This window comes from Cryobacterium sp. TMT2-15-1 (assembly GCF_004402345.1).
Lineage (GTDB): Bacteria > Actinomycetota > Actinomycetes > Actinomycetales > Microbacteriaceae > Cryobacterium > Cryobacterium sandaracinum.
In genome coordinates, this window is the sequence record NZ_SOGD01000033.1 from 1 (window position 1) to 18,450 (window position 18,450).

General features: G+C 69.0%; 16 protein-coding genes and 1 pseudogene. 12 read left to right on the forward strand and 5 right to left on the reverse strand.

What is annotated here, in order from left to right; translation table 11 throughout:
• From E3O62_RS16565 to E3O62_RS08965, 3 genes and pseudogenes are all read left to right on the forward strand, one after another.
• Positions 1 to 758 (forward strand): annotated as a pseudogene (locus tag E3O62_RS16565) (SAM-dependent methyltransferase); the annotation flags it as partial.
• Between the two features lie 361 nt (positions 759 to 1,119).
• Complete coding sequence (locus E3O62_RS08960) at positions 1,120 to 2,577, forward strand: NAD(P)/FAD-dependent oxidoreductase (protein ID WP_134398273.1); 1,458 nt, start codon at positions 1,120 to 1,122, stop codon at positions 2,575 to 2,577.
• 342 nt (positions 2,578 to 2,919) lie between these two features.
• Positions 2,920 to 3,189 (forward strand): hypothetical protein, encoded by a 270-nt coding sequence (locus E3O62_RS08965; protein WP_134398274.1) that lies wholly within the window; start codon positions 2,920 to 2,922, stop codon positions 3,187 to 3,189.
• Here E3O62_RS08965 and E3O62_RS08970 read toward each other — a convergent pair.
• The 3 genes from E3O62_RS08970 to E3O62_RS08980 all read right to left on the reverse strand — a co-directional run bounded on the left by E3O62_RS08970 (position 3,176) and on the right by E3O62_RS08980 (position 5,687).
• Positions 3,176 to 3,829, reverse strand: coding sequence for a Pr6Pr family membrane protein (locus tag E3O62_RS08970; protein ID WP_134393717.1), 654 nt, complete (start codon positions 3,827 to 3,829; stop codon positions 3,176 to 3,178). The genes E3O62_RS08965 and E3O62_RS08970 overlap by 14 nt on opposite strands.
• Before the next feature lie 218 nt (positions 3,830 to 4,047).
• Positions 4,048 to 4,317 carry an acylphosphatase gene (locus E3O62_RS08975; protein WP_134398275.1) on the reverse strand — a complete coding sequence of 90 codons (270 nt, stop codon included), beginning with the start codon at positions 4,315 to 4,317 and terminating at the stop codon, positions 4,048 to 4,050.
• 347 nt (positions 4,318 to 4,664) lie between these two features.
• Positions 4,665 to 5,687, reverse strand: a complete 1,023-nt coding sequence (locus E3O62_RS08980) for a LacI family DNA-binding transcriptional regulator (RefSeq protein ID WP_134398276.1) — start codon at positions 5,685 to 5,687, stop codon at positions 4,665 to 4,667.
• Positions 5,688 to 5,879: 192 nt separating this feature from the next.
• Between E3O62_RS08980 and E3O62_RS08985 the strand changes: the two genes are divergently transcribed.
• The 7 genes from E3O62_RS08985 to rraA all read left to right on the forward strand — a co-directional run bounded on the left by E3O62_RS08985 (position 5,880) and on the right by rraA (position 15,414).
• A complete protein-coding gene (locus E3O62_RS08985) occupies positions 5,880 to 7,916 on the forward strand; it encodes a beta-galactosidase (protein WP_134398277.1) in 2,037 nt (678 codons plus the stop codon).
• Positions 7,913 to 8,875 carry a carbohydrate ABC transporter permease gene (locus E3O62_RS08990; RefSeq protein ID WP_134393721.1) on the forward strand — a complete coding sequence of 321 codons (963 nt, stop codon included), beginning with the start codon at positions 7,913 to 7,915 and terminating at the stop codon, positions 8,873 to 8,875. Before E3O62_RS08985 ends, E3O62_RS08990 begins: the two co-directional genes overlap by 4 nt.
• Entirely contained in the window at positions 8,872 to 9,789 is a 918-nt protein-coding gene (locus E3O62_RS08995; protein ID WP_370448391.1) for a carbohydrate ABC transporter permease, read from the forward strand. The genes E3O62_RS08990 and E3O62_RS08995 overlap by 4 nt, the downstream gene beginning before the upstream one ends.
• A gap of 56 nt (positions 9,790 to 9,845) precedes the next feature.
• Positions 9,846 to 11,180 carry an ABC transporter substrate-binding protein gene (locus E3O62_RS09000; protein WP_134393722.1) on the forward strand — a complete coding sequence of 445 codons (1,335 nt, stop codon included), beginning with the start codon at positions 9,846 to 9,848 and terminating at the stop codon, positions 11,178 to 11,180.
• Between the two features lie 13 nt (positions 11,181 to 11,193).
• Positions 11,194 to 13,464: an alpha-galactosidase gene (locus tag E3O62_RS09005; RefSeq protein WP_134398278.1), complete on the forward strand. Its 2,271-nt coding sequence runs from the start codon at positions 11,194 to 11,196 to the stop codon at positions 13,462 to 13,464.
• Between the two features lie 264 nt (positions 13,465 to 13,728).
• Positions 13,729 to 14,844, forward strand: coding sequence for an o-succinylbenzoate synthase (gene menC, locus E3O62_RS09010; protein ID WP_134398279.1), 1,116 nt, complete (start codon positions 13,729 to 13,731; stop codon positions 14,842 to 14,844).
• A gap of 105 nt (positions 14,845 to 14,949) precedes the next feature.
• Positions 14,950 to 15,414, forward strand: a complete 465-nt coding sequence (gene rraA, locus E3O62_RS09015; RefSeq protein WP_134417847.1) for a ribonuclease E activity regulator RraA — start codon at positions 14,950 to 14,952, stop codon at positions 15,412 to 15,414.
• A gap of 213 nt (positions 15,415 to 15,627) precedes the next feature.
• Here the strand turns inward: rraA and E3O62_RS09020 are convergent, their stop codons facing one another.
• Positions 15,628 to 16,227 carry a hypothetical protein gene (locus E3O62_RS09020; RefSeq protein WP_134393726.1) on the reverse strand — a complete coding sequence of 200 codons (600 nt, stop codon included), beginning with the start codon at positions 16,225 to 16,227 and terminating at the stop codon, positions 15,628 to 15,630.
• A 192-nt stretch (positions 16,228 to 16,419) separates the two neighbouring features.
• On the opposite strand from E3O62_RS09020, the gene E3O62_RS09025 reads away from it, so the two are divergent.
• Positions 16,420 to 17,277, forward strand: coding sequence for an SDR family oxidoreductase (locus E3O62_RS09025; RefSeq protein WP_166784644.1), 858 nt, complete (start codon positions 16,420 to 16,422; stop codon positions 17,275 to 17,277).
• 138 nt (positions 17,278 to 17,415) lie between these two features.
• Entirely contained in the window at positions 17,416 to 18,216 is an 801-nt protein-coding gene (locus E3O62_RS09030; protein WP_134393728.1) for a nuclease-related domain-containing protein, read from the forward strand.
• 28 nt (positions 18,217 to 18,244) lie between these two features.
• Here E3O62_RS09030 and E3O62_RS16570 read toward each other — a convergent pair whose 3' ends face one another.
• Positions 18,245 to 18,415, reverse strand: coding sequence for a hypothetical protein (locus E3O62_RS16570; RefSeq protein WP_166784645.1), 171 nt, complete (start codon positions 18,413 to 18,415; stop codon positions 18,245 to 18,247).
• Positions 18,416 to 18,450: the final 35 nt, after the last annotated feature.

Here is an 18,450-nt window from a genome sequence, read left to right on the forward strand (position 1 = left end):
GGGCCGAGGGTGCCGCCGGGGCCGAGGGTGCCGCCGGGGACGAGGGTGCCGCGGGGGCCGGGCACGCCGCCGGGGCCGGTGCCGAGGGTGCGCACGGGGGCCAGCAGGAGACCGCTCAGGCCACGGATGCCGCCGCACTGGACGCCTGGATCATCGAACGCGAGGTGCAGGCTCCCACGCTCTACGCCGAGACGTGGATCCGCGACGGCGGTACCCGCGCCGACACCGCCGACTTCGACCGCCTCTACGGGGCCTGGCTGCACGACTTCGAGGCGCGCGGCGTGAGCCAGGTCGGCTTCGGCTACATGCTGCTGCGCCGCCCGGCCGCCGGCACCCCCACCTTCCGTCGGCTCGAACGCCTCCCCGGCACCCTCGGCCACAATCCGGGAGGCATGGGTAGCCATCTTGCCGCTTGCCTCGCCGCCCACGACTGGCACGCGGCCACGGATGACGCCGGCCTCGCCCGCGCGCGGCTCGCCGTCGCATCCGATGTCACCGAGGAACGGCACTACTGGCCCGGCCAGGAGGACCCCACCCTGCTGACGCTGCATCAGGGCACCGGCTTCGGCCGGTCGATCGCGCTGGACACCGGCCTCGCCGCCCTGGTCGGCGCCTCGGACGGTGAGCTCGACGTCGGCTCGATCGTCGCTGCGCTGGCCCAGCTGCTCGACGTCGATGAGAGCGAACTCGCCGCGGACCTGCTCCCGCGCGTGCGGGAGCTGCTCGAGGACGGCTTTCTGCAGCATCCGCTCGCCTGACGCGCTGTGATTCGCGCTGTGAGCTGCCATCGTCTGCTGCCATCGTCTGCTGCCATTGTCTGCTGCCGCCCCACGTGCTGTGAGCTGACGTGCTGATGAGGACCCCGCCCGCCCCCGACGCACGCTGGACCGCCGGCGCGTCACCGGCGAACGCAAACTCGGAGATTTGCGTGAAACGCCGCATTTCAGGGCGCCGGATGCCGCGTGTCGCGACAATCTCCGCAGTTACGTGCGCACACCCCAACCCCCCACCCCCCATCCCCCGACCGGCCACTTCACCCCGCTCTGAGGTAGCTTGGTCGTACTGCCCGGCCCGCGCGGAGAGGAGGACGTCGGCGCTATACCTGGCGCCGACACAGCGATGAAACGACGAACCTTTCTGCTTGGCTCGGTCTCCGGCCTGAGCCTGGTCGCGCTCACCGCGTGCGTGACGCCGACTCCGCGGCCCACGGCATCCGTCACGCCCAAGCCGACGTCGACACCCTCGCTCGTGCCGAAGCCGGCGGCCATGCGCCGCACATCCTGGTCGGCCGACCCGTTCGCCCGCGGCTCCTACAGTTACCCCGCGGTAGGGGCCACGCCCGAGCAGCGCGCCGCGCTCGGCCAGCCCGTCGACGACCGCCTGTTCTTCGCCGGTGAGGCCACCTCCACCGACGCACCGGGCACGGTGCAGGGCGCCCGCGATTCCGGGAAGCGCGCCGCCCGCGACGTGCTCGCAGCGGCGAGCCCGGGGGAGCGCATCGCCGTGATCGGCGCCGGAATCGCCGGACTCACCGCGGCCCGAGACCTGCAGGACGCCGGCTTCGACGTGTTCCTGGTCGAGGCCCGCGACCGCATCGGCGGCCGCATCGACACCGTCACCGACAAGGACTGGCCATTCCCGATCGAGCTCGGCGCGGCTTTCGTCCGGCGCACCGGCCAGACCACCCTCGACGAGGACCTCACCGACCGCGGCGTCGCCACGGCCCCCTTCACCGATCCGCCCGAGGCCCGCACCGCGGCCGGCACGGTCGTGGAGGTGCCCGACACCGGCGCTCAGGCGGTCGCCACGGCGCTGGCCTGGGCCGCCGAGCAGCCCACCGACGTGTCCATCGCGCAGGCCCTCGATGATTCGGGGGCCTCCAAGCTCTCGACGACGGATGCCGACACCGGCGTTTCCGACGCCGACTGGCTCGACTACCAGATCACGGTGGTGCTCGACCCACTGGCAGGGGCCCCCGTTCCGGAGCAGTCCTCCTGGTACTCGGACGCCAACCGTCAGGCCGACCCCGACCCCGACACCGACCCCGGCGAGGACCGAATCGTGCTGGGCGGCTTCGCCACTCTTCTTACCGACCTCAGCGACGGCATCGACGTGCTCGGGTCGAGCGTGGTCACCAAGATCGCCTACAGCGACGCCGGCACCAGCCTCCGGCTCGGCACCGGCGAGTCGCTCTCCGCCGACCGGGTCGTCGTCACCGTGCCGTTGGGGGTGCTGAAGACCACGGTGATGGAGTTCGACCCGCCGCTGCCCTTCGCGCACCGCGGTGCCATCTCGGCCCTGGGCATGGGCACGCTCGACAAGATCTGGCTGCAATTCGACGAGCCGTTCTGGGACACGGATGCCCCGCTCTGGTCCACGGTCGGCGGCGACGACGACTTCCGCGTCTGGATCAACATGGTTCCGCTCACCGGCGAACCGGTGCTGGTGGGCCTGGTGGCGGCGGAGACCGCTCTGCGCCTCGCGGAGGTCGACGACGACGAGTTCCTCGCCGCCGCCCTGAGCAGCCTCGAGCCGTTCTACTCGGCCGTGCCGACCGACAAGCCGACCCCGGAGTAGGTCTCACCACGCCGCTCCCCGAAGCCCGGGTCAGCCCCTCGCGATTGTCGGCCCGTCACAATTCTGAGATTCGTGGTGTATCGTCCTGCCAACGTCCAGTCGATGAATTCTGGCTCCCATTCGGGGGCACGTTCTCATGCAGTCGCAGCCCGTCGTGGTGCAGCGCCCAGAGGTCCAGTTGTGACCCTGACTGGCCTTGCCGACGGATTCTGACGGGTGAATACCCCCGGTCCAGGCCGGGCTCGTTCCGCCGGCCATCCCAGTGCGGTCGTCACCGGGATGCACCACCCCCGCCCGCGACTGCTCCACTTTTCTGCGTGACCGTGTGATTGCTGTGCTCCCATGGATATCCTCATCGACATCGACCTCGAATCCGTCGTCCTTCTGGACTTCGACCCTGACCTGCCCGGTGAAGGCACTCACCACATTCGTGGCCTGAGCGGGCACCAACCCACCGCCCCCGGCGCCTACCTGGTGGTCTCTCCGTGCTGCGGCCCCAAGGTCGTGCAGTGCACACCCCGGGTTCTCGCGATGCAGGCATCCGGCGTGCTCTACTGCGGCGCCTGCCAGGGCGAGCACCTGACCAGCGAATACACCTTCACGCCGCTGTAGGTTCGCGTTCCTGCGCTCGCGGGGGCAGCCGCGACGTGGCCGTGAGTACGGCGGCGATCGCGGTGAAGAGCAGCAGCGCGACTAGGCAGTAGATCACGGTCTCGAGTGGGCCGCGCACCTGCACCGGGTCGAGGAAGAAATACGGGTACCACCCCACGATCGACCCGCGGATGAGCGTGAACACTCCCCAGATCGAGGGCACCACGAGAACCCAGACCAGGATTTTCCAGGGCAGGCGGGCCTTGCCGGCATCCGTCAGCCAGTCAAGGAGTGCGATCGTGGGAATCCAGAAGTGCAGCAACTGGCTCGACCAGGGCACCTCGATCGTGTAGTCCAGCGAGGAGGACTGGATGACGATGGTCAGGAATACGATCCCGGAGACGGTGATGTAGGTCGTCACAAGCAACCGGAACCAGTTCAGCCAGGGTGGGTCGGTCGTGTGCCGAAATGCGACGAATGCGGCGGCGGCGAAGGCGACGATCGCGGCCATGCCGCTCTGCACGGTGAAATAGCTGAAGTAGTTGTAGATCTGGAACGTGGCGAAACCGAGCACATAATCGAAGTAGCCGGCGAGGGCCACCACGCCCAGGCCGGCGAGGAGCAGGCGGCCGATGCCGAACCCGCGGCGCACGGTGTGCACGGGGGGCGTCCGAGAGGTTCGGGAGAGGGCCCGGCGAACGGGTGCCGCAGGGAGAGCGTGCACGCCCGATTTCGTCGCCGCCGCGTGGACGCGCTTCGGGGGATCCGTCCGAGCGGGATCGGCAGCTCGCGCGCACATGCTCCCACGCTACGCCAGCCGGTCGGGTGCCCGCTGACCTCGGTGTCAACCGGATGCCGCCGCTCAGCCAGCCGTTCCGCTCAGAAACCGATCCGGAACCCGGTCTCGCCGAGCGGCGGAATCGTGGTGACCTCGACCGCCTCGACCCGGGCCGACGGCGGGCCGTGCTGCAGCCACGAGAGCATCACCCAGACGGTTGTCGCGTCGCCCTCCAGCTCGACCACCACCGCCCCGTCCCCGCGGTTGCGCACATGCCCCGCGAGCCCGAGTCGGCGCGCCTCGGTCTGGGTGTAGTAGCGGAACCCCACTCCCTGCACCATCCCGCGCACAACGGCCTGCTTGCGAACCATGCTTCCAGTGTGCCCCGCCGCAGGCGAGCCCGCATCCGTCGCCCACCCGGCCCGTTCACCGACCCGCGCTGTGGCTAACTCAGGAGATCCAGCGCGGGCATCCGTCGTGCACCGAAAATCCCACGGAAACACGCGGATGCCCCCAACCGGCCCGAGCATTCTCCTGAGTTAGCCACGCGCGGGGGGAGTTAGCCACGCGCGGGGGGAGTTAGCCACGCGGGGGGGGGGGGGGGGGGGGGGGNGGGGGGGGAGAGTTAGCCACGCGCGGTGGAGAGACGCGCAGCCGGAGTGCTCCGGCCAGCCCGAAGCCAGCTGCTGCCGGTAGCCCTGCGCCGCCAACCTCCGATTCAGGCGGAGTCACGCCAGACGATCGGAGTCTCGAGCAGGATGCCCCCGGCCGGCTGCTCCTCGCCGCGCAACTGGCCCAGCACGCACTCCGCCGCCCGCTCACCGAGGCCGAAGGCGGGCTGGTGCACGGTGGACAGGTGCGGTTGGGTGCGCAGCGCCCAGGAGCTGTCGTCGAAGCCGACGATGCCGACGTCTCCGGGAATGGTGCGCCCGGCATGACGCAGAGCCTCCATGGCTCCGGCCGCGACCGCATCGGAGGCGGCGAACACGCCGTCGATGAGCGGGTCACGCTCGAGCAGCGCCCGCATGCCGAGGGCCCCGTCGGTGAAGGTGTACAGCGGAACGCGGGCCACGAGAGCCGGGTCGAAGCGGTCGCCGAGGGCATCCGTGAAGCCGGCCAGACGGTCGGCGCCGGAGTCTCGGTCGAGCGCGGCGGCAATCATGCCGATGCGCGTGCGGCCGGTCTGCATGAGGCGTTCGGTGATGGCGCGCGCCGACGCCCGGTTGTCGATGCCCACGAAGGGAAGCTGGCGCAGGTCGGGCGGATGTCCCACGAAGGCGGCCGGAAGGCGCAGCTTCTCGATCACCCGGGTGATCGGGTCTTCCTGGCGGGCGGAGACGATGACGACCCCGTCGACGAAACCGCCGCTGAGGTAGCGGGCGACGCGCTCGGTGTCGCGCTGGGAGTCGATGACCAGGCTGACCATCTGGTAGTCGGCGCGGGAGAGCACGGTGTTGGCGCCGAGTAGGATTCCGCCGATGTTGGGGTCGTCCAGGAACAGGGAGTGCGGCTCGTGCACGATGAAACCGACGGCCTCCGAGCGCTGCATGACCAGGCTTCGGGCGGCGTTGTTCGGCACGTAGCCGACCTTCTCGATGGCCGCCTCGATGGCGATGCGGGCCGACGCCGAGACGTAGGGTTCGTCGTTCACGACCCGGCTGACCGTGCCGCGGGAGACTCCGGCTTCCACGGCGACGTCGTGGATCGTCGCGCGTTTGCGTCGAGACGGGATTGTCACCATTCGATAACTGTAACGCTCCCGCACACGCTCCGCGCTTGACACGACCGACGGGGGATACATACTCTGTGTACGTTCACAGAAAACCCAGCGGCGAGTTTTGCTCCCGACTCTGTGCACGTTCACAGAACAGTCAGCACAGAGTCGTCACCACGGTGTCGTCACCACGAAGTGCACGCCACAGTCAGGGAGCACATGAACTCGCGAGCAGCCACTTCGAACGGTGCGGCCCCGGCCCACCCGTTCGTGCACGAGGGCATCGCCTACGGCTGTGACTACAACCCGGAGCAGTGGGGTCCCGAGACCTGGGCCGAGGACGTGCGCCTCATGCGCGAGGCCGGCGTCGACCTGGTGGCCATCAACATCTTCGGCTGGTCCCACCTCGAACCGCGTGCGGGCGAGTACGACTTCGCCACCCTCGACACGATCATCGAGCTGCTCCACGCCAACGGGATCCGGGTCAACCTCGGCACCGGCACCTCGTCGCCACCGCCGTGGCTGACCACACTTCACCCCGAGATCCTTCCGGTCGCCCACGACGGCACGACCCGTTTCCCCGGCGGTCGCCAGGCCTGGTGCCCGAGCTCGGCCGTGTTCCGTGAGCACGCGCTGGCCCTGGTCGAAAAGGTCGCCGAGCGGTACGGCCACCACCCGGCCATCGCCCTCTGGCACGTGTCCAACGAACTGGGCTGCCACAACGCGCTCTGTTACTGCGACGATACCGCTGCCGCGTTCCGTCTCTGGCTTCAGACGCGTTACGGCACCATCGATGCTCTCAACGCAGCCTGGGGTACCTCCTTCTGGAGCCAGCGATACGGCCAGTGGGCCGAGATCCTCACCCCGCGGCTCACGCTGTCCAGCCACAACCCCGGCCAGGTGCTCGACTTCCACCGGTTCAGCTCCGCCGAATTGCTCGACTACTATCGCCGCGAGTGCGCGGTGCTGCGCCGCCACTCGAACGTGGCCGTGACCACCAACTTCATGGTCACCGCGCACATCCGCAACCTTGACTACTGGTCCTGGGCCGGCGACATGGACATCGTCGCCAACGACCACTACCTCGACCACCGCCTCGCCGACCCGGCCACCGAGCTCGCCTTCGCCGCAGACCTCACCCGCGGGCTCGCCCAGGGTGAGCCCTGGCTCCTGATGGAACAGGCCGCCGGTGCTGTGAACTGGCAGCCGCACAACCTGGCCAAGGCGCCCGGCGAAATGACCCGCAACTCCCTCGCCCACGTCGCCCGCGGCGCGGACGGCATCTGCTTCTTCCAGTGGCGCGCCTCCCCGCAGGGGTCGGAGAAATTCCACTCCGCCCTGGTGCCCCACGCCGGTACCGACACCGTGCTCTGGCGCGAGGTCGTGGCCCTGGGCGCAACCCTGGATCGTCTTGCCGAGGTCACCGGCAGCCGGGTCGTCGCGGATGCGGCGATCATCTTCAGCTGGGAATCCTGGTGGGCCGGCGACGGCGAATCCCGTCCCTCCCACGCGGTGCGCTACCTCGACCAGGTGCACGCCGCCTACACGGCCCTGCACGAACTCGGTGTCACGGTCGACATCGTCTCCCCGGATGCCGACCTCTCGGGCTACCGCCTCGTCGTCGCCCCGTGCCTCTACCTGGTCTCGGACGCGCAGGCCGACAATCTCAACGCCTACGTCGCCGCCGGCGGCCACGCCCTGATCACCTTCTTCAGCGGCATCGTCGACGAAGACGACCGGGTGCGCACCGGCGGTTACCCCGGCGCGTTCCGCGAGATCCTCGGCATCACGGTGGAGGAGTTCTCTCCGCTGCTGCCCGGCCACGTTCTCGCTCTCGACACCGGCGCCGCCGCGAGCCTGTGGAGCGAACGCCTGCGCGTCGACACCGCCGAGGTGGTCGCCTGCTACATCGACGGGCCGCTGCCCGGCATCCCCGCCATCACCCGCAACCGGCACGGAGGCGGCACCGCCTGGTACGTGGCCACCGCGCTGGAGGCCGACGGCCTGCGGGACGTCTTGCGCACGATCGCCCAGGAGGCCCGGGTCACCGCGGTCGGCCCGGAGCGCTCCGGAGCCATCGAGGTCGTGCGCCGCGTGGGCTCCACCCACAGCTATCTGTTCATCATCAACCACGGTTCGGGCGACGTCGAGCTTCCGGCCGCCGGCCACGAGCTCGTCACCGACGAACCCGTCGGTCGAATCGTGCGCGTGCCGGCCGGAGCCGTCCGCGTGATTAGAGAGGACCCCTCATCATGAGCGCACCTGCCGTTCCCCTGACGGATGCCCCGGGCAGCGCTGCCCGGAACAGGCCCCGCGCCGCCAAGCCAGCCAGGGCCCCCGGAGCGAAGCCCCGCGTGCAGCACACGGGCGCGATCCTCGCGTTCGTTCTCCCGTTCGGCACCCTGTTCGCCCTGTTCTACCTCGTCCCGATCGGCTACGCGATCTACCAGTCACTGCTCGTGATCGAGCGCGAGGGCACCTTCGGCCAGGCCACCGAGGTCTTCGGCGGATTGACCCAGTACATCCTGGTCTTCCAGAATGGGCCGTTCTGGGAGTCGATCACCCGGGTGCTCGCCTTCGGCGCCGTGCAGGTGCCGATCATGCTCGGTCTCGCGCTGCTGTTCGCCCTGTTGCTGGACTCGCCGCTCGTGCGCGGCAAGAAATTCTTCCGGCTGGCGTTCTTCGTCCCCTACGCGGTCCCCGGCGTCATCGCCGCGATCATGTGGGGCTACCTCTACTCACCCAATCTGTCGCCGTTTCGCGCCATCACCGAGAACATCAACTTCCTCTCGGCCGACCTCGTGCTCTGGGCCATCGCCAACGTCGTCACCTGGGTGTTCGTGGGCTACAACATGCTCATCATCTACTCCGCGCTGCTGGCGATCCCGACCGAACTCTACGAGGCCGCCCGCCTCGACGGCGCCGGCCAGCTGCGCATCGCCTGGTCGGTCAAGATTCCGCTGATCATGCCGGCGATCATCCTGACCGCCATTTTCTCGATCATCGGCACCCTGCAGCTGCTCGCCGAACCGCAGGTCTTCCGCAGCTTCAGCTCGGCCGTGACCAGCACGTTCACCCCGAACCTGACGGTGTACTCCACCTCGTCGATCCCGAACTTCAACCTGGCCGCCGCGTTCTCCGTTGTGCTGGCCCTGGCGACGTTCATCCTCTCCTTCACGTTCCTGAAGTTCACGCAGCGGAAGGAAGCCCAGTGAGCACCCTGACCCCCACCACCCCCGCCAAGCCGGCTCGCGGCATCCGTTCAACCGAGGCGAAGGCACCGCGCGCCCAGCGCGAGAGCCCGTTCGCCCGGGTCAGCGCCATGGTCGTCATGGGCGTGTTCACGCTCTACTTCCTGGTGCCGATCTGGTGGCTGCTGGTCGCGGCCTCGAAGAACCGATCCCAGTTCAACAGCACGAACCCGCTCTGGTTCGCCGACTTCTCCCTGTTCGAGAACATCGGAAACCTGGTGGCCTACCGCGACGGCGTGTACCTCAAGTGGATGCTCAACAGCGCGCTGTACGCCGGTGGCGGCGCCCTCGTGGGCACGCTCATCGCCGGAATGTGCGGGTACGCACTGGCCAAGTACAACTTCCCGGGACGCGAACTGATCTTCAACGTCGTGCTCGGCGGGGTGCTCGTGCCCGCCACGGCGCTGGCGCTGCCGCTGTTCCTGATCTTCAGCCAGATCAGCCTGACCAACACGTTCTGGTCGGTGTTCCTGCCCAGCCTGGTCAGCCCGTTCGGGGTCTACCTCTCCCGCATCTACGCGTCGGCCAGCGTTCCCGACGAACTGATCGAGGCCGCCCGCCTCGACGGCGCCGGCGAACTGCGCACCTTCTTCACGGTCTCGGTGCGGATGATGGTGCCGGCCCTGGTCACCGTCTTCCTCTTCCAGTTCGTCGCCATCTGGAACAACTTCTTCCTGCCGCTGATCATGCTGCGCGACGAGACCCTGTTCCCGGTCACGCTCGGCCTCTACGCCTGGAACTCGCAGGTCAACCAGATCCCCGTGCTGCGCGATTACGTTCTGATCGGCGCCCTGCTGTCGATCATCCCGCTGATCATCATCTTCCTGCTCCTCCAGCGCTTCTGGCGAAACGGCCTCAGCGCCGGTTCGGTGAAGTAGCCGACCTCACCCCCCCCTAGCTGCACCACCCCCACCCCCAAGAGAAAAGAAGAATAATGCAGATCAAGAAGAGAGCAGCCGCCGTCGCCTTGCTCACCGCAGCCACGGTCGTTCTGACCGGCTGTGCGTCGGGCTCGAGCACGTCGTCCGGCGGTGGCGACGCCGCCGCCTGCGAACCCTCCGAGGGCAAGGTCGACCTCACGTTCACCACCTGGATCCCCGGGATGGAAGACGTCGCCGCAGTCTGGAATGAGGAGAACCCCGACGTTCAGGTGAAGGTGCAGACCGGCCCGAACGGGAACGGCGGCACGTACCAGAACTTCTTCAACCAGCTCAAGGCGGGCAACGCGCCCGACCTCGGCCAGATCGAATACGACGCCCTCCCGAACTTCCGCGTGCAGGACGGCCTGATGGACCTCGCCGCCTGTGAGGGTGTTCTCGACGCCAAGGACGACTTCGTGGACTGGACCTGGGGACAGGTCAACTTCGGTGAAGAAGACGCGGCCTACGCGGTGCCGCAGGACGCCGGGCCCATGGCGATGTTCTACCGTGCCGACCTCTTCGCCGCCAACAACATCGCGATCCCGACCACCTGGGAAGAATTCGCGGTTGCCGCCGAAGCCGTGCGCGCCACCGGCGGCTACATCACCAACTTCTCGCAGAGCGACATCAACCAGTTCGCCGGATTCGTCTGGCAGGCCGGGGGAAGCTGGTTCGAGAACGACGGCGAGAACTGGACCATCGACCTGACCAGCCCCGAGTCCGTCAAGGTCGCCGACTACTGGCAGGACCTGATCGACCGCGACCTCGTCTCGACCAACCCGCCGTGGACCGACGAGTGGAACAACGCCTACAACACCGGATCCAACTGGACCTGGAACTCCGCAGCCTGGGGTGCGAACTCCATCGCCAGCGGTGCTCCGGACACCGCCGGCAACTGGTCCGTCGCCCTCTCCCCGCAGTGGGCTGCCGGCGAGAACGCCGCCGGTAACTGGGGTGGCTCGTCCACCGCAGTCTTCAAGGGCTCCGAGCACCCTTACGAGGCGGCCCAGTTCGCGCTGTGGCTGAACACCTCTGACGAGGCGCTCACGATGCTGAACAAGTCGGCCAACCTGTACCCGGCCGCCAAGAGCGGCCTCGAACTGCCGGCCCTCAAGGAAGGCATCGAGTTCTACGGAGGCCAGGCCATCTACGACGTGTTCGCCGAGGCATCCGGTCATGTCTCGCCCGACTTCATCTGGGGCCCGACCATGACGCAGGTCTACAACGACACCTCCGACGGCTTCAAGGGTGCCGTCACCGGTAGCGGAACTCTGACGGATGCTCTCACGAGCGCCCAGCAGAGCACGATCGACGCTCTCGAGGCTCAGTCGATCCCGGTCACCAAGTAGCATCAGCTCCACTGTGTCGATTCCCTACCTCCGTGCCGCGGGCACCAGCCTTGTGCTGGATGCCCGCGGCACGGGCGTGCCCGTCATCGTGCACTGGGGCGCCGACCTGGGTGACCTGAACGGTGAACTGCTGGAAACGCTGGCCGACGCATCCGTGCCGGCCATCTCGCCGAGTTCGATCGACGTGCCCCTACGGCTCTCGTTACTGCCCACCCTCGCGGCCGGCTGGAGCGGGCGTCCGGGCGTGAGCGGGTTCCGGCCCGATGGGCGCGGCGGCGTGGCCCTCGATCTGCGCCTCACCGAGGTGCAGTCCGGCGGTGGGCGGGCGGGCGTGCCGTCTGCCTCCCACCGCACGCTGCCCGGCACACAGACCCTGACGATCTTTCTGACGGATACCGCGGCCCGGGTGGCCGTGCGCACCGACCTCGAACTATCGGTCGAGGGTGTGCTGCGACTGCGCCACACCCTCACCAACACCAGTGACGACCCTGCCTCCGCACCCTTCGAGCTCGGCTCGCTCGACGTCATCCTGCCGGTACCCGACCGCGCCGGGGAACTGCTCGACTTCACCGGGCTGTGGACCCACGAGCGCCGGCCGCAGCGCAGTACGCTCGGCCACGGCGTGTGGAGCCGGGAGTCCCGTCACGGCCGCCCCGGCCACGACGACTCCTATCTGATGGCGGCCGGAACGCCCGGGTTCGGCTTCCGCAGCGGCGAGGTATGGGCCACCCACTTGGCCTGGAGCGGCGACAAACACGTCTGGGCCGAGAACAGCGCGCTGGGCTACTCGGCGCTCGGCAGCGGCGAGCTGCTGGCTCCCGGCGAGCTGAGAGTGGCCCCCGGTGCGAGCCACACCACCCCGTGGACGGTGGCCGTGTACTCGGCTGCCGGGCTGGACGGGCTCTCGGCGCGGCTGCATCCGTGGATCCGTTCCTGGTCGACCATCACCGGGCACCGCCCGGTCGTGCTGAACACCTGGGAGGCCGTGTACTTCAACCATGACCTGCCGACCCTGGCCCGCCTGGCCGACGCGGCGGCCGTGGTCGGGGTGGAGCGCTTCGTGCTCGACGACGGCTGGTTCACCGGCCGGTCGGACGACCGGCGGGCCCTCGGCGACTGGTTCGTCGACCCGGTCACCTGGCCCGGCGGACTGCACCCGCTGATCGAGCATGTGCACGCGGCCGGCATGGACTTCGGTCTCTGGGTCGAACCCGAAATGGTCAGCGCTGACTCGGACGTCGCCCGCGCGCACCCGGAGTGGGTGCTCGGCGGGGTGGATGTGGCTGGTGTCGGTGGTTCTGGGGCCGGTACTGGTTCGGCATCCGTCGGTGTTTCGTCGCCGGCGCTGACCTGGCGGTTCCAGCGCGTGCTCGACCTCGGCAACCCGGATGCCTTCGGCTGGGTGTTCGCCCGCCTCACCGCCCTGCTCAACGAGTACCCCATCGCCTACCTGAAGTGGGACCACAATCGCGACCTGCTGGCCGGCTCCGCCCACCGGCAGACGGTGGCGCTCTACCGGCTCATCGATGCCGTGCGTGCCGAGCACCCGGGCGTCGAGATCGAGTCCTGCGCGTCGGGGGGAGCCCGGGTCGATCTCGGAATTCTCGAGCGCGTCGATCGGGTCTGGACCAGCGACTCCAACGACCCGCTCGAGCGGCAGCAGATCCAGCGGTACTCGAGCGTGCTCCTCCCGCCGGAGTACCTCGGCGGGCATCTCGGCGCCGCCACCGCACACACCACCGGGCGCACCTCCGAGCTCAGTTTCCGGCTGGTGACCGCCCTGTTCGGCAGCGCCGGCATCGAGTGGGACCTGACCCGCGCGAACGAGGCCGAGCGGGTGCAGATCGCCACCTGGATCGCCCGCTACAAGCAGCTGCGGCCGCTGCTGCACTCCGGTGTCGTCGTTCGGGCCGACCCCAGCGACCCGGCCCTCGAGCTGCATGGCGTCGTGTCGCCCGACCAGAACTCGGCCCTGTTCGCCCAGGTGGCGCTCGCCGCCCCGCGCGCGGCGCTACCGGAGCGGATGCGGTTCCCCGGTCTCGCGCCCGAGCGGCGCTACCGGGTGGCACCGCTTTCGCTCGGCGCGCCCCCGCGCACGATCCAGGATGCCCCGCCGGCCTGGCTGGCGGAGCCGGGCTTGTCCGGTGCCGCCGGTGCCTTTGGTGCCGATGGTTCCGTGACGCTGACCGGGGCGGTGCTCGCTCTCGTCGGGCTGCCCGCCCCGCTGCTCGCCCCGGAGCAGGCCGCGCTCTTCACGGTCGACGCGGTCGACGGCCGCCGCTGAGTAGTCACTGACCAGGCATCCGTCGCCCGGGCCGTCAGCGCACCGAGACTCGCCGATTCTGCCGAGAGTCACCTCTAGGGTGGGTCAACTCGGCACAGCCGGCGACTCTCGGCGCACATGGTGGGCGGTGCAGGTCGTGGCAGGTTTCACCCGGTTGCGGTCGGGTTGCGGCACCGAAACACCAGCCCCGGGCAGTACCCTCATCGAAGCACTCGCCTCGGGGAGACCGGCTCCTCGGGTCACCCTCGTACCGAAGGAACTGGCATGAAAATCGAGAACATCGAATTGCGGCGCGTGCACATTCCCCTCGTGCGGCCCTTCCGCACCTCGTTCGGCACGTCGACCGGACGGGCGGTCACGATCGTGCGGGTGACCACCGCGGATGCCGAGGGCTGGGCCGAGTGCGCCGCCGATACGAGTCCGCTCTACAGCTCGGAGTTCCTCGACGGCAGCGACCTCGTCATTCGCGACCACCTGATCCCGCGGCTGCAGGGGCTCGGCGACCGGCTCACCGCCGAGCGCGTCGCCGGGGCACTGGAGCCGGTGAAGGGGCACACGATGTCCAAGGCCGTGCTGGAAACGGCCATCCTCGACGCGCAACTGAAGGAGACCGGCGTCTCGTTCGGCGGCTACCTCGGCGCCGTGCACGACGCGGTTCCGGCGGGGGTGTCGGTGGGCATCATGGACTCGATCGACGAGCTGCTCGAGGCCGTGGCCGGCTACCTGGAGGAGGGCTACCTCCGCGTCAAGCTCAAGATCGAGCCCGGCTGGGACCTCGAACCGGTGCGCGCCGTGCGCGAACGCTTCGGCGACGAGATGCTGCTGCAGGTCGACGCGAACACCGCCTACACCCTCGCGGATGCCCGCCACCTCGCCCGGCTCGACCCCTTCGACCTGCTCCTGATGGAGCAGCCGCTGAAGGAGGACGACCTGCTCGGCCACGCCCACCTGGCGCAACGGATCAGAACCCCGATCTGCCTCGACGAGTCAATCGAGTCGGCCCGAGATGCGGCGACGGCCATCACCCTCGGTGCCTGCAGCATCATCAACGTCAAGCCGGCGCGGGTGGGCGGCTACCTGGAGGCCCGTCGCATCCACGATGTGGCGGCCGCGCACGGCGTGCCGGTCTGGTGCGGCGGGATGCTCGAAACCGGCATCGGCCGGGCGGCGAATGTGGCCCTGGCCGGGCTGCCGAACTTCGTGCTGCCGGGCGACACCTCGGCCTCCAGTCGATACTACGAACAGGACCTGACCGCGCCGTTCGTGCTCGAGAACGGGCACCTGCGCGTTCCCACGGGACCGGGCATCGGCGTGGAGGTGCTGCCCGATGTGCTGGCCGGTGTCACGGCATCCGTCACCGACATCAGGTTCCAGACCTGACGGCCGACGGATGTCCCGCAGCGCCACCCGCAGCGCAACGCGCCTGAGCGAGCCGCTAGCCTGAGGGAGAAAACCTGCACCGCACCGAACTCCTGGAGGACACCATTGCTGTTGACCGCCGACCTGTACGACCAGCGCGGGGAAGACCTGCAATCCGTTTCGCTCCAGTTCCTGAACCTGGGTGGTCTCGCCCGGTTCAGCGGCCCGATTCGCACCGTGACCTGCTTCGAGGACAACGCCCTGCTCAAGGCGGTGCTGTCGACGCCCGCGGCCGGCGAGGTGCTCGTGATCGACGGCGGCGGCTCGCTGAACACGGCGCTGATGGGCGACATGATCGCCGACCTCGCGGTGCAGAACGGCTGGGCCGGCGTGGTGATCAACGGCGCGATCCGCGACCGGGTGGCCATCGGAGCGATGCCGCTGGGCGTGAAGGCCCTCGGCAGCAACCCGCGCAAGAGCTCGAAGGCCGGCGCTGGAGTCACGGATGCCGTCGCCCGGTTCGCCGGCGTGACGTTCACCCCCGGCCGCACGATTTACTGCGACGAGGACGGGATCCTCGTCGAGCGGTGACGCCCAGCGGACGCGACCCAGCGCGTGCCCCGGCAAGACGCGCGGCGCCACCCGAGGAACCTCACTCAGGTGGAGCCGCTGGTGCGGGGGCCAACGTCACTGTTGATTCGTGCGACATACGCCGTTTCGGACCTACTCCGCAACGGTACTTCGTCATTGGTCGCCTTGTCACCATCTGCGAGCTAACGATTCGTACCGATCCGGCGGCGCAGCTCAGCGCAGCGTCGGGCGGTCGGAGCTCACGACCTGGCTGCGCTCGGTGAGCTCGACGACTCGCTGGGTTCCGTCGTCGAGGGTGACCTCCACCTCGAAGGCGTGGTCGAGCGCTCGGCTGCGGCGGAAGTCCGTCACGGTGCCACTGCCGACCTCGGCCAGGGCCGCCTGTCCGGCAGTCGTGCGGTCGACGCTTGCGAGCTCCGCAGCGGTCAGCACCCGGGGCTCGGCCACGGATGCCGCGTCGCCCCTCCAGCCGGGCGCACTCACCCACACGACCGTGAAGGTCTCATCGAGCTGAACCGCGACCTCGACGCCGTTCGGAAGCCGGGTGTCGACCGTGTAGGACTCGGAGGACGCGGAAAGCGCGGGAGACAGGGCGGGGCCGCGCTGAGCATCCGTCACCGTGGCAGGCCCGACCTCGGTCAGGGCCGCGCGACTCGCACGCGCCAGCTCGGTGTCGGTCAGGGTGGTCTCGTCGTCGCCGAGACCCGTGGCGGCCGCGATTCCGGCAGCGCCGGCACCCACGGCGACCGTGGCGGCCACCGCAGCCGCGATCCAGGTTGACTGTCGGATTCCGGGCACCCTGATTGCATTCACACCCCCAGTCTGGGGGACTCCGGGCGGCCTGGAGGCCACCGTGCCCTCCACCGTGCCCTCCACCGCGCCCTCCACCGCGCCCTCCACCGGGTCAATTTGCCTTAGTCGCTAAACTAAATGCATTCGACGAAAGGCGTGACTCATGTCCGGCTCCTCTCCCACTCCGGCTCGCGAAAACTCCAAAGGCATCTGATGGGCCGCATCCTCGTCACCGGTGCCTCCGGAACCGTCGGCCGGGCCGTGGCCGCGGCGCTCGCGTCCACCGGCGAGAGCGTCATCTCCGCGGTGCGGAACCCGGCCGGCTCCGAATTCGCCCTGAACCCACCGGCCGGCACGCCCCGTGCCTTCGATTTCTCCGACCCGACCGGCTGGGCCGGCGCCTTCGCCGGAGTCGACCGGCTGTTTCTGCTGCGCCCGCCCGCGATCGCGAACGTGGCGGACACCCTGATCCCGGTGATCGACACGGCGCTGGCGCATGGCATCCGCCAGATCGTCTTTCTCTCCCTGCAGGGTGTTCAGTTCAACCCGGCCACTCCTCACCACGCCGTGGAGAAGCACCTGCGGCGTCGGCGCGCCCCGTACACGTTTCTACGGCCGAACTTCTTCATGCAGAATTTGTCGACCGTGTACCGTGCTGGCATCCGGGAGCGCGGCGAGATCTATCTTCCGGCGGCCAGGGCGCGCACCGCGTTCGTCGACGCCCGTGACATCGGGCGCGTCGCCGCGCGGGTGTTCACCGAGCCGGGGCACCTCGGCAGGGCCTACACGCTGTCGGGCGAGCAGTCGCTGGATTACTACCAGGTGGCGGACATCCTCTCGGCGGTGCTCGGGCGGCGCATCGTTTATGCGCGGCCGAGCGTCGACGACTACCTCGCCCGGTTGGCCGTGCAGGGCGCAGAGGCCGACTTCATCGCCGTGCAGAAGATGATCTACCGGGTGGTGCGCCTGGGGGTTTCCGCGTGTCCGAACCGGGTGATCCGGCGGCTCTCGGGCGATCCGGCAACCACCTTCCGGCAGTTCGCCACGGACCACCGCGACGTCTGGTCGTAGGCCGCACCGGTACCCGCATCGGCACCGGGACCGCGGGCGAACCCGGTGCGCGAGTCGCCACGCCGTCGACACCCCCCTTCGGGGACTGCGTGCTCCCCGTCCCCGGTCGCTAGATTCGAGTCAGCAAAGGGGATTGCGATGACGCTGGACAGTGCCACGTTGCAGGAGAGCCTCGCGGCGCTGTCAATCACCGAGCAGCTGCTGCGGGTTCAGGGGAGCGTGCCCCGACGGTCGCGGTTCGCAGGGTTCTTCGGCCTGTCCCCGCACGGCGCTGACAGCATGTCCTGGTATCGCGGGGCCAAAGGAGAGATTGTGATGGGCTCCATCCTGGCGACGCTGCCACCTGAGTGGACGGTGTTGCGCGCCGTGCCCGTCGGCTCCTCGACCGCCGAGATCGACCACCTCGTGATCGGACCCGGCGGAATCTTCACGATCACCACGAAGCACCACCCGAGCAATGACATCCGTGTCGCTCGGGACACGCTGCGGGTCGACGGCGAGTCCGTACCGTACCTGCACAACGCCGCATCCGAGGCCGAGCGCGTCACGAGCCTGGTGCGAGAACGGATGCCCCTGGTCGCGCCCGTGCAGCCGGTGATCGTGTTCGTAGAGCCTCGGCTGCTCACCATCGAGCAGAAGCCCGAGCAGGTCAAAGTGCTCGACGCGGACGAACTGCGCCGGTGGCTGGTCAGGCTCCACCCCGTGCTGTCGGCCGGTGAGGTGCAGGAGGTGGCGGACCTTCTCGACAGCCCGCACGTGTGGCACGTGCTGCCCGACACCACTCCCGATGATGTGCGTGAGCGGTTCACGGCGCTCGATACGCGGGTGCGATCCGCGGGCATCCGACGGATGCTGTGGGTCCTGTTCGCCGCGGCGGGCACCATCGCGGCCGGTTACGTCGTGTTCCGGCTCATCGAAGCCGCGCTCGCGACGGCCTGAGCCGGAACGACGCTCCCGAAGCGGGGGCCTACTCGGGCAGGCGGCGGCGGAACTCGTCCGTCAGCGCGTCGAGCGCGGTGCAGATGGCCACCAGAGACTCCTCCACCCCGCGGGGTGCCGCGGCGTCCTCTTTGATCGTGTTGATGTGGGTTTCGAGCAGCCCGAGCTGGGTTTGCACGACCCTCATGTTATTTACCATCCGACCATCGTAGGTGGCCGGTTCGGGCCCGCCCC

What these genes read in the sequence shown, in the direction of transcription:
- E3O62_RS08975 (WP_134398275.1), bottom strand. Translation starts at nt 4,317, where the DNA reads ATGGTTCGCAAGCAGGCCGTTGTGCGCGGGATGGTGCAGGGAGTGGGG.
- E3O62_RS08985 (WP_134398277.1), top strand. Translation starts at nt 5,880, where the DNA reads ATGAACTCGCGAGCAGCCACTTCGAACGGTGCGGCCCCGGCCCACCCG.
- menC (WP_134398279.1), top strand. Translation starts at nt 13,729, where the DNA reads ATGAAAATCGAGAACATCGAATTGCGGCGCGTGCACATTCCCCTCGTG.
- E3O62_RS08960 (WP_134398273.1), top strand. Translation starts at nt 1,120, where the DNA reads ATGAAACGACGAACCTTTCTGCTTGGCTCGGTCTCCGGCCTGAGCCTG.
- E3O62_RS08965 (WP_134398274.1), top strand. Translation starts at nt 2,920, where the DNA reads ATGGATATCCTCATCGACATCGACCTCGAATCCGTCGTCCTTCTGGAC.
- E3O62_RS09025 (WP_166784644.1), top strand. Translation starts at nt 16,420, where the DNA reads ATGGGCCGCATCCTCGTCACCGGTGCCTCCGGAACCGTCGGCCGGGCC.
- E3O62_RS09030 (WP_134393728.1), top strand. Translation starts at nt 17,416, where the DNA reads ATGACGCTGGACAGTGCCACGTTGCAGGAGAGCCTCGCGGCGCTGTCA.
- E3O62_RS16570 (WP_166784645.1), bottom strand. Translation starts at nt 18,415, where the DNA reads ATGGTAAATAACATGAGGGTCGTGCAAACCCAGCTCGGGCTGCTCGAA.
- E3O62_RS08980 (WP_134398276.1), bottom strand. Translation starts at nt 5,687, where the DNA reads ATGGTGACAATCCCGTCTCGACGCAAACGCGCGACGATCCACGACGTC.
- E3O62_RS09000 (WP_134393722.1), top strand. Translation starts at nt 9,846, where the DNA reads ATGCAGATCAAGAAGAGAGCAGCCGCCGTCGCCTTGCTCACCGCAGCC.
- E3O62_RS08990 (WP_134393721.1), top strand. Translation starts at nt 7,913, where the DNA reads ATGAGCGCACCTGCCGTTCCCCTGACGGATGCCCCGGGCAGCGCTGCC.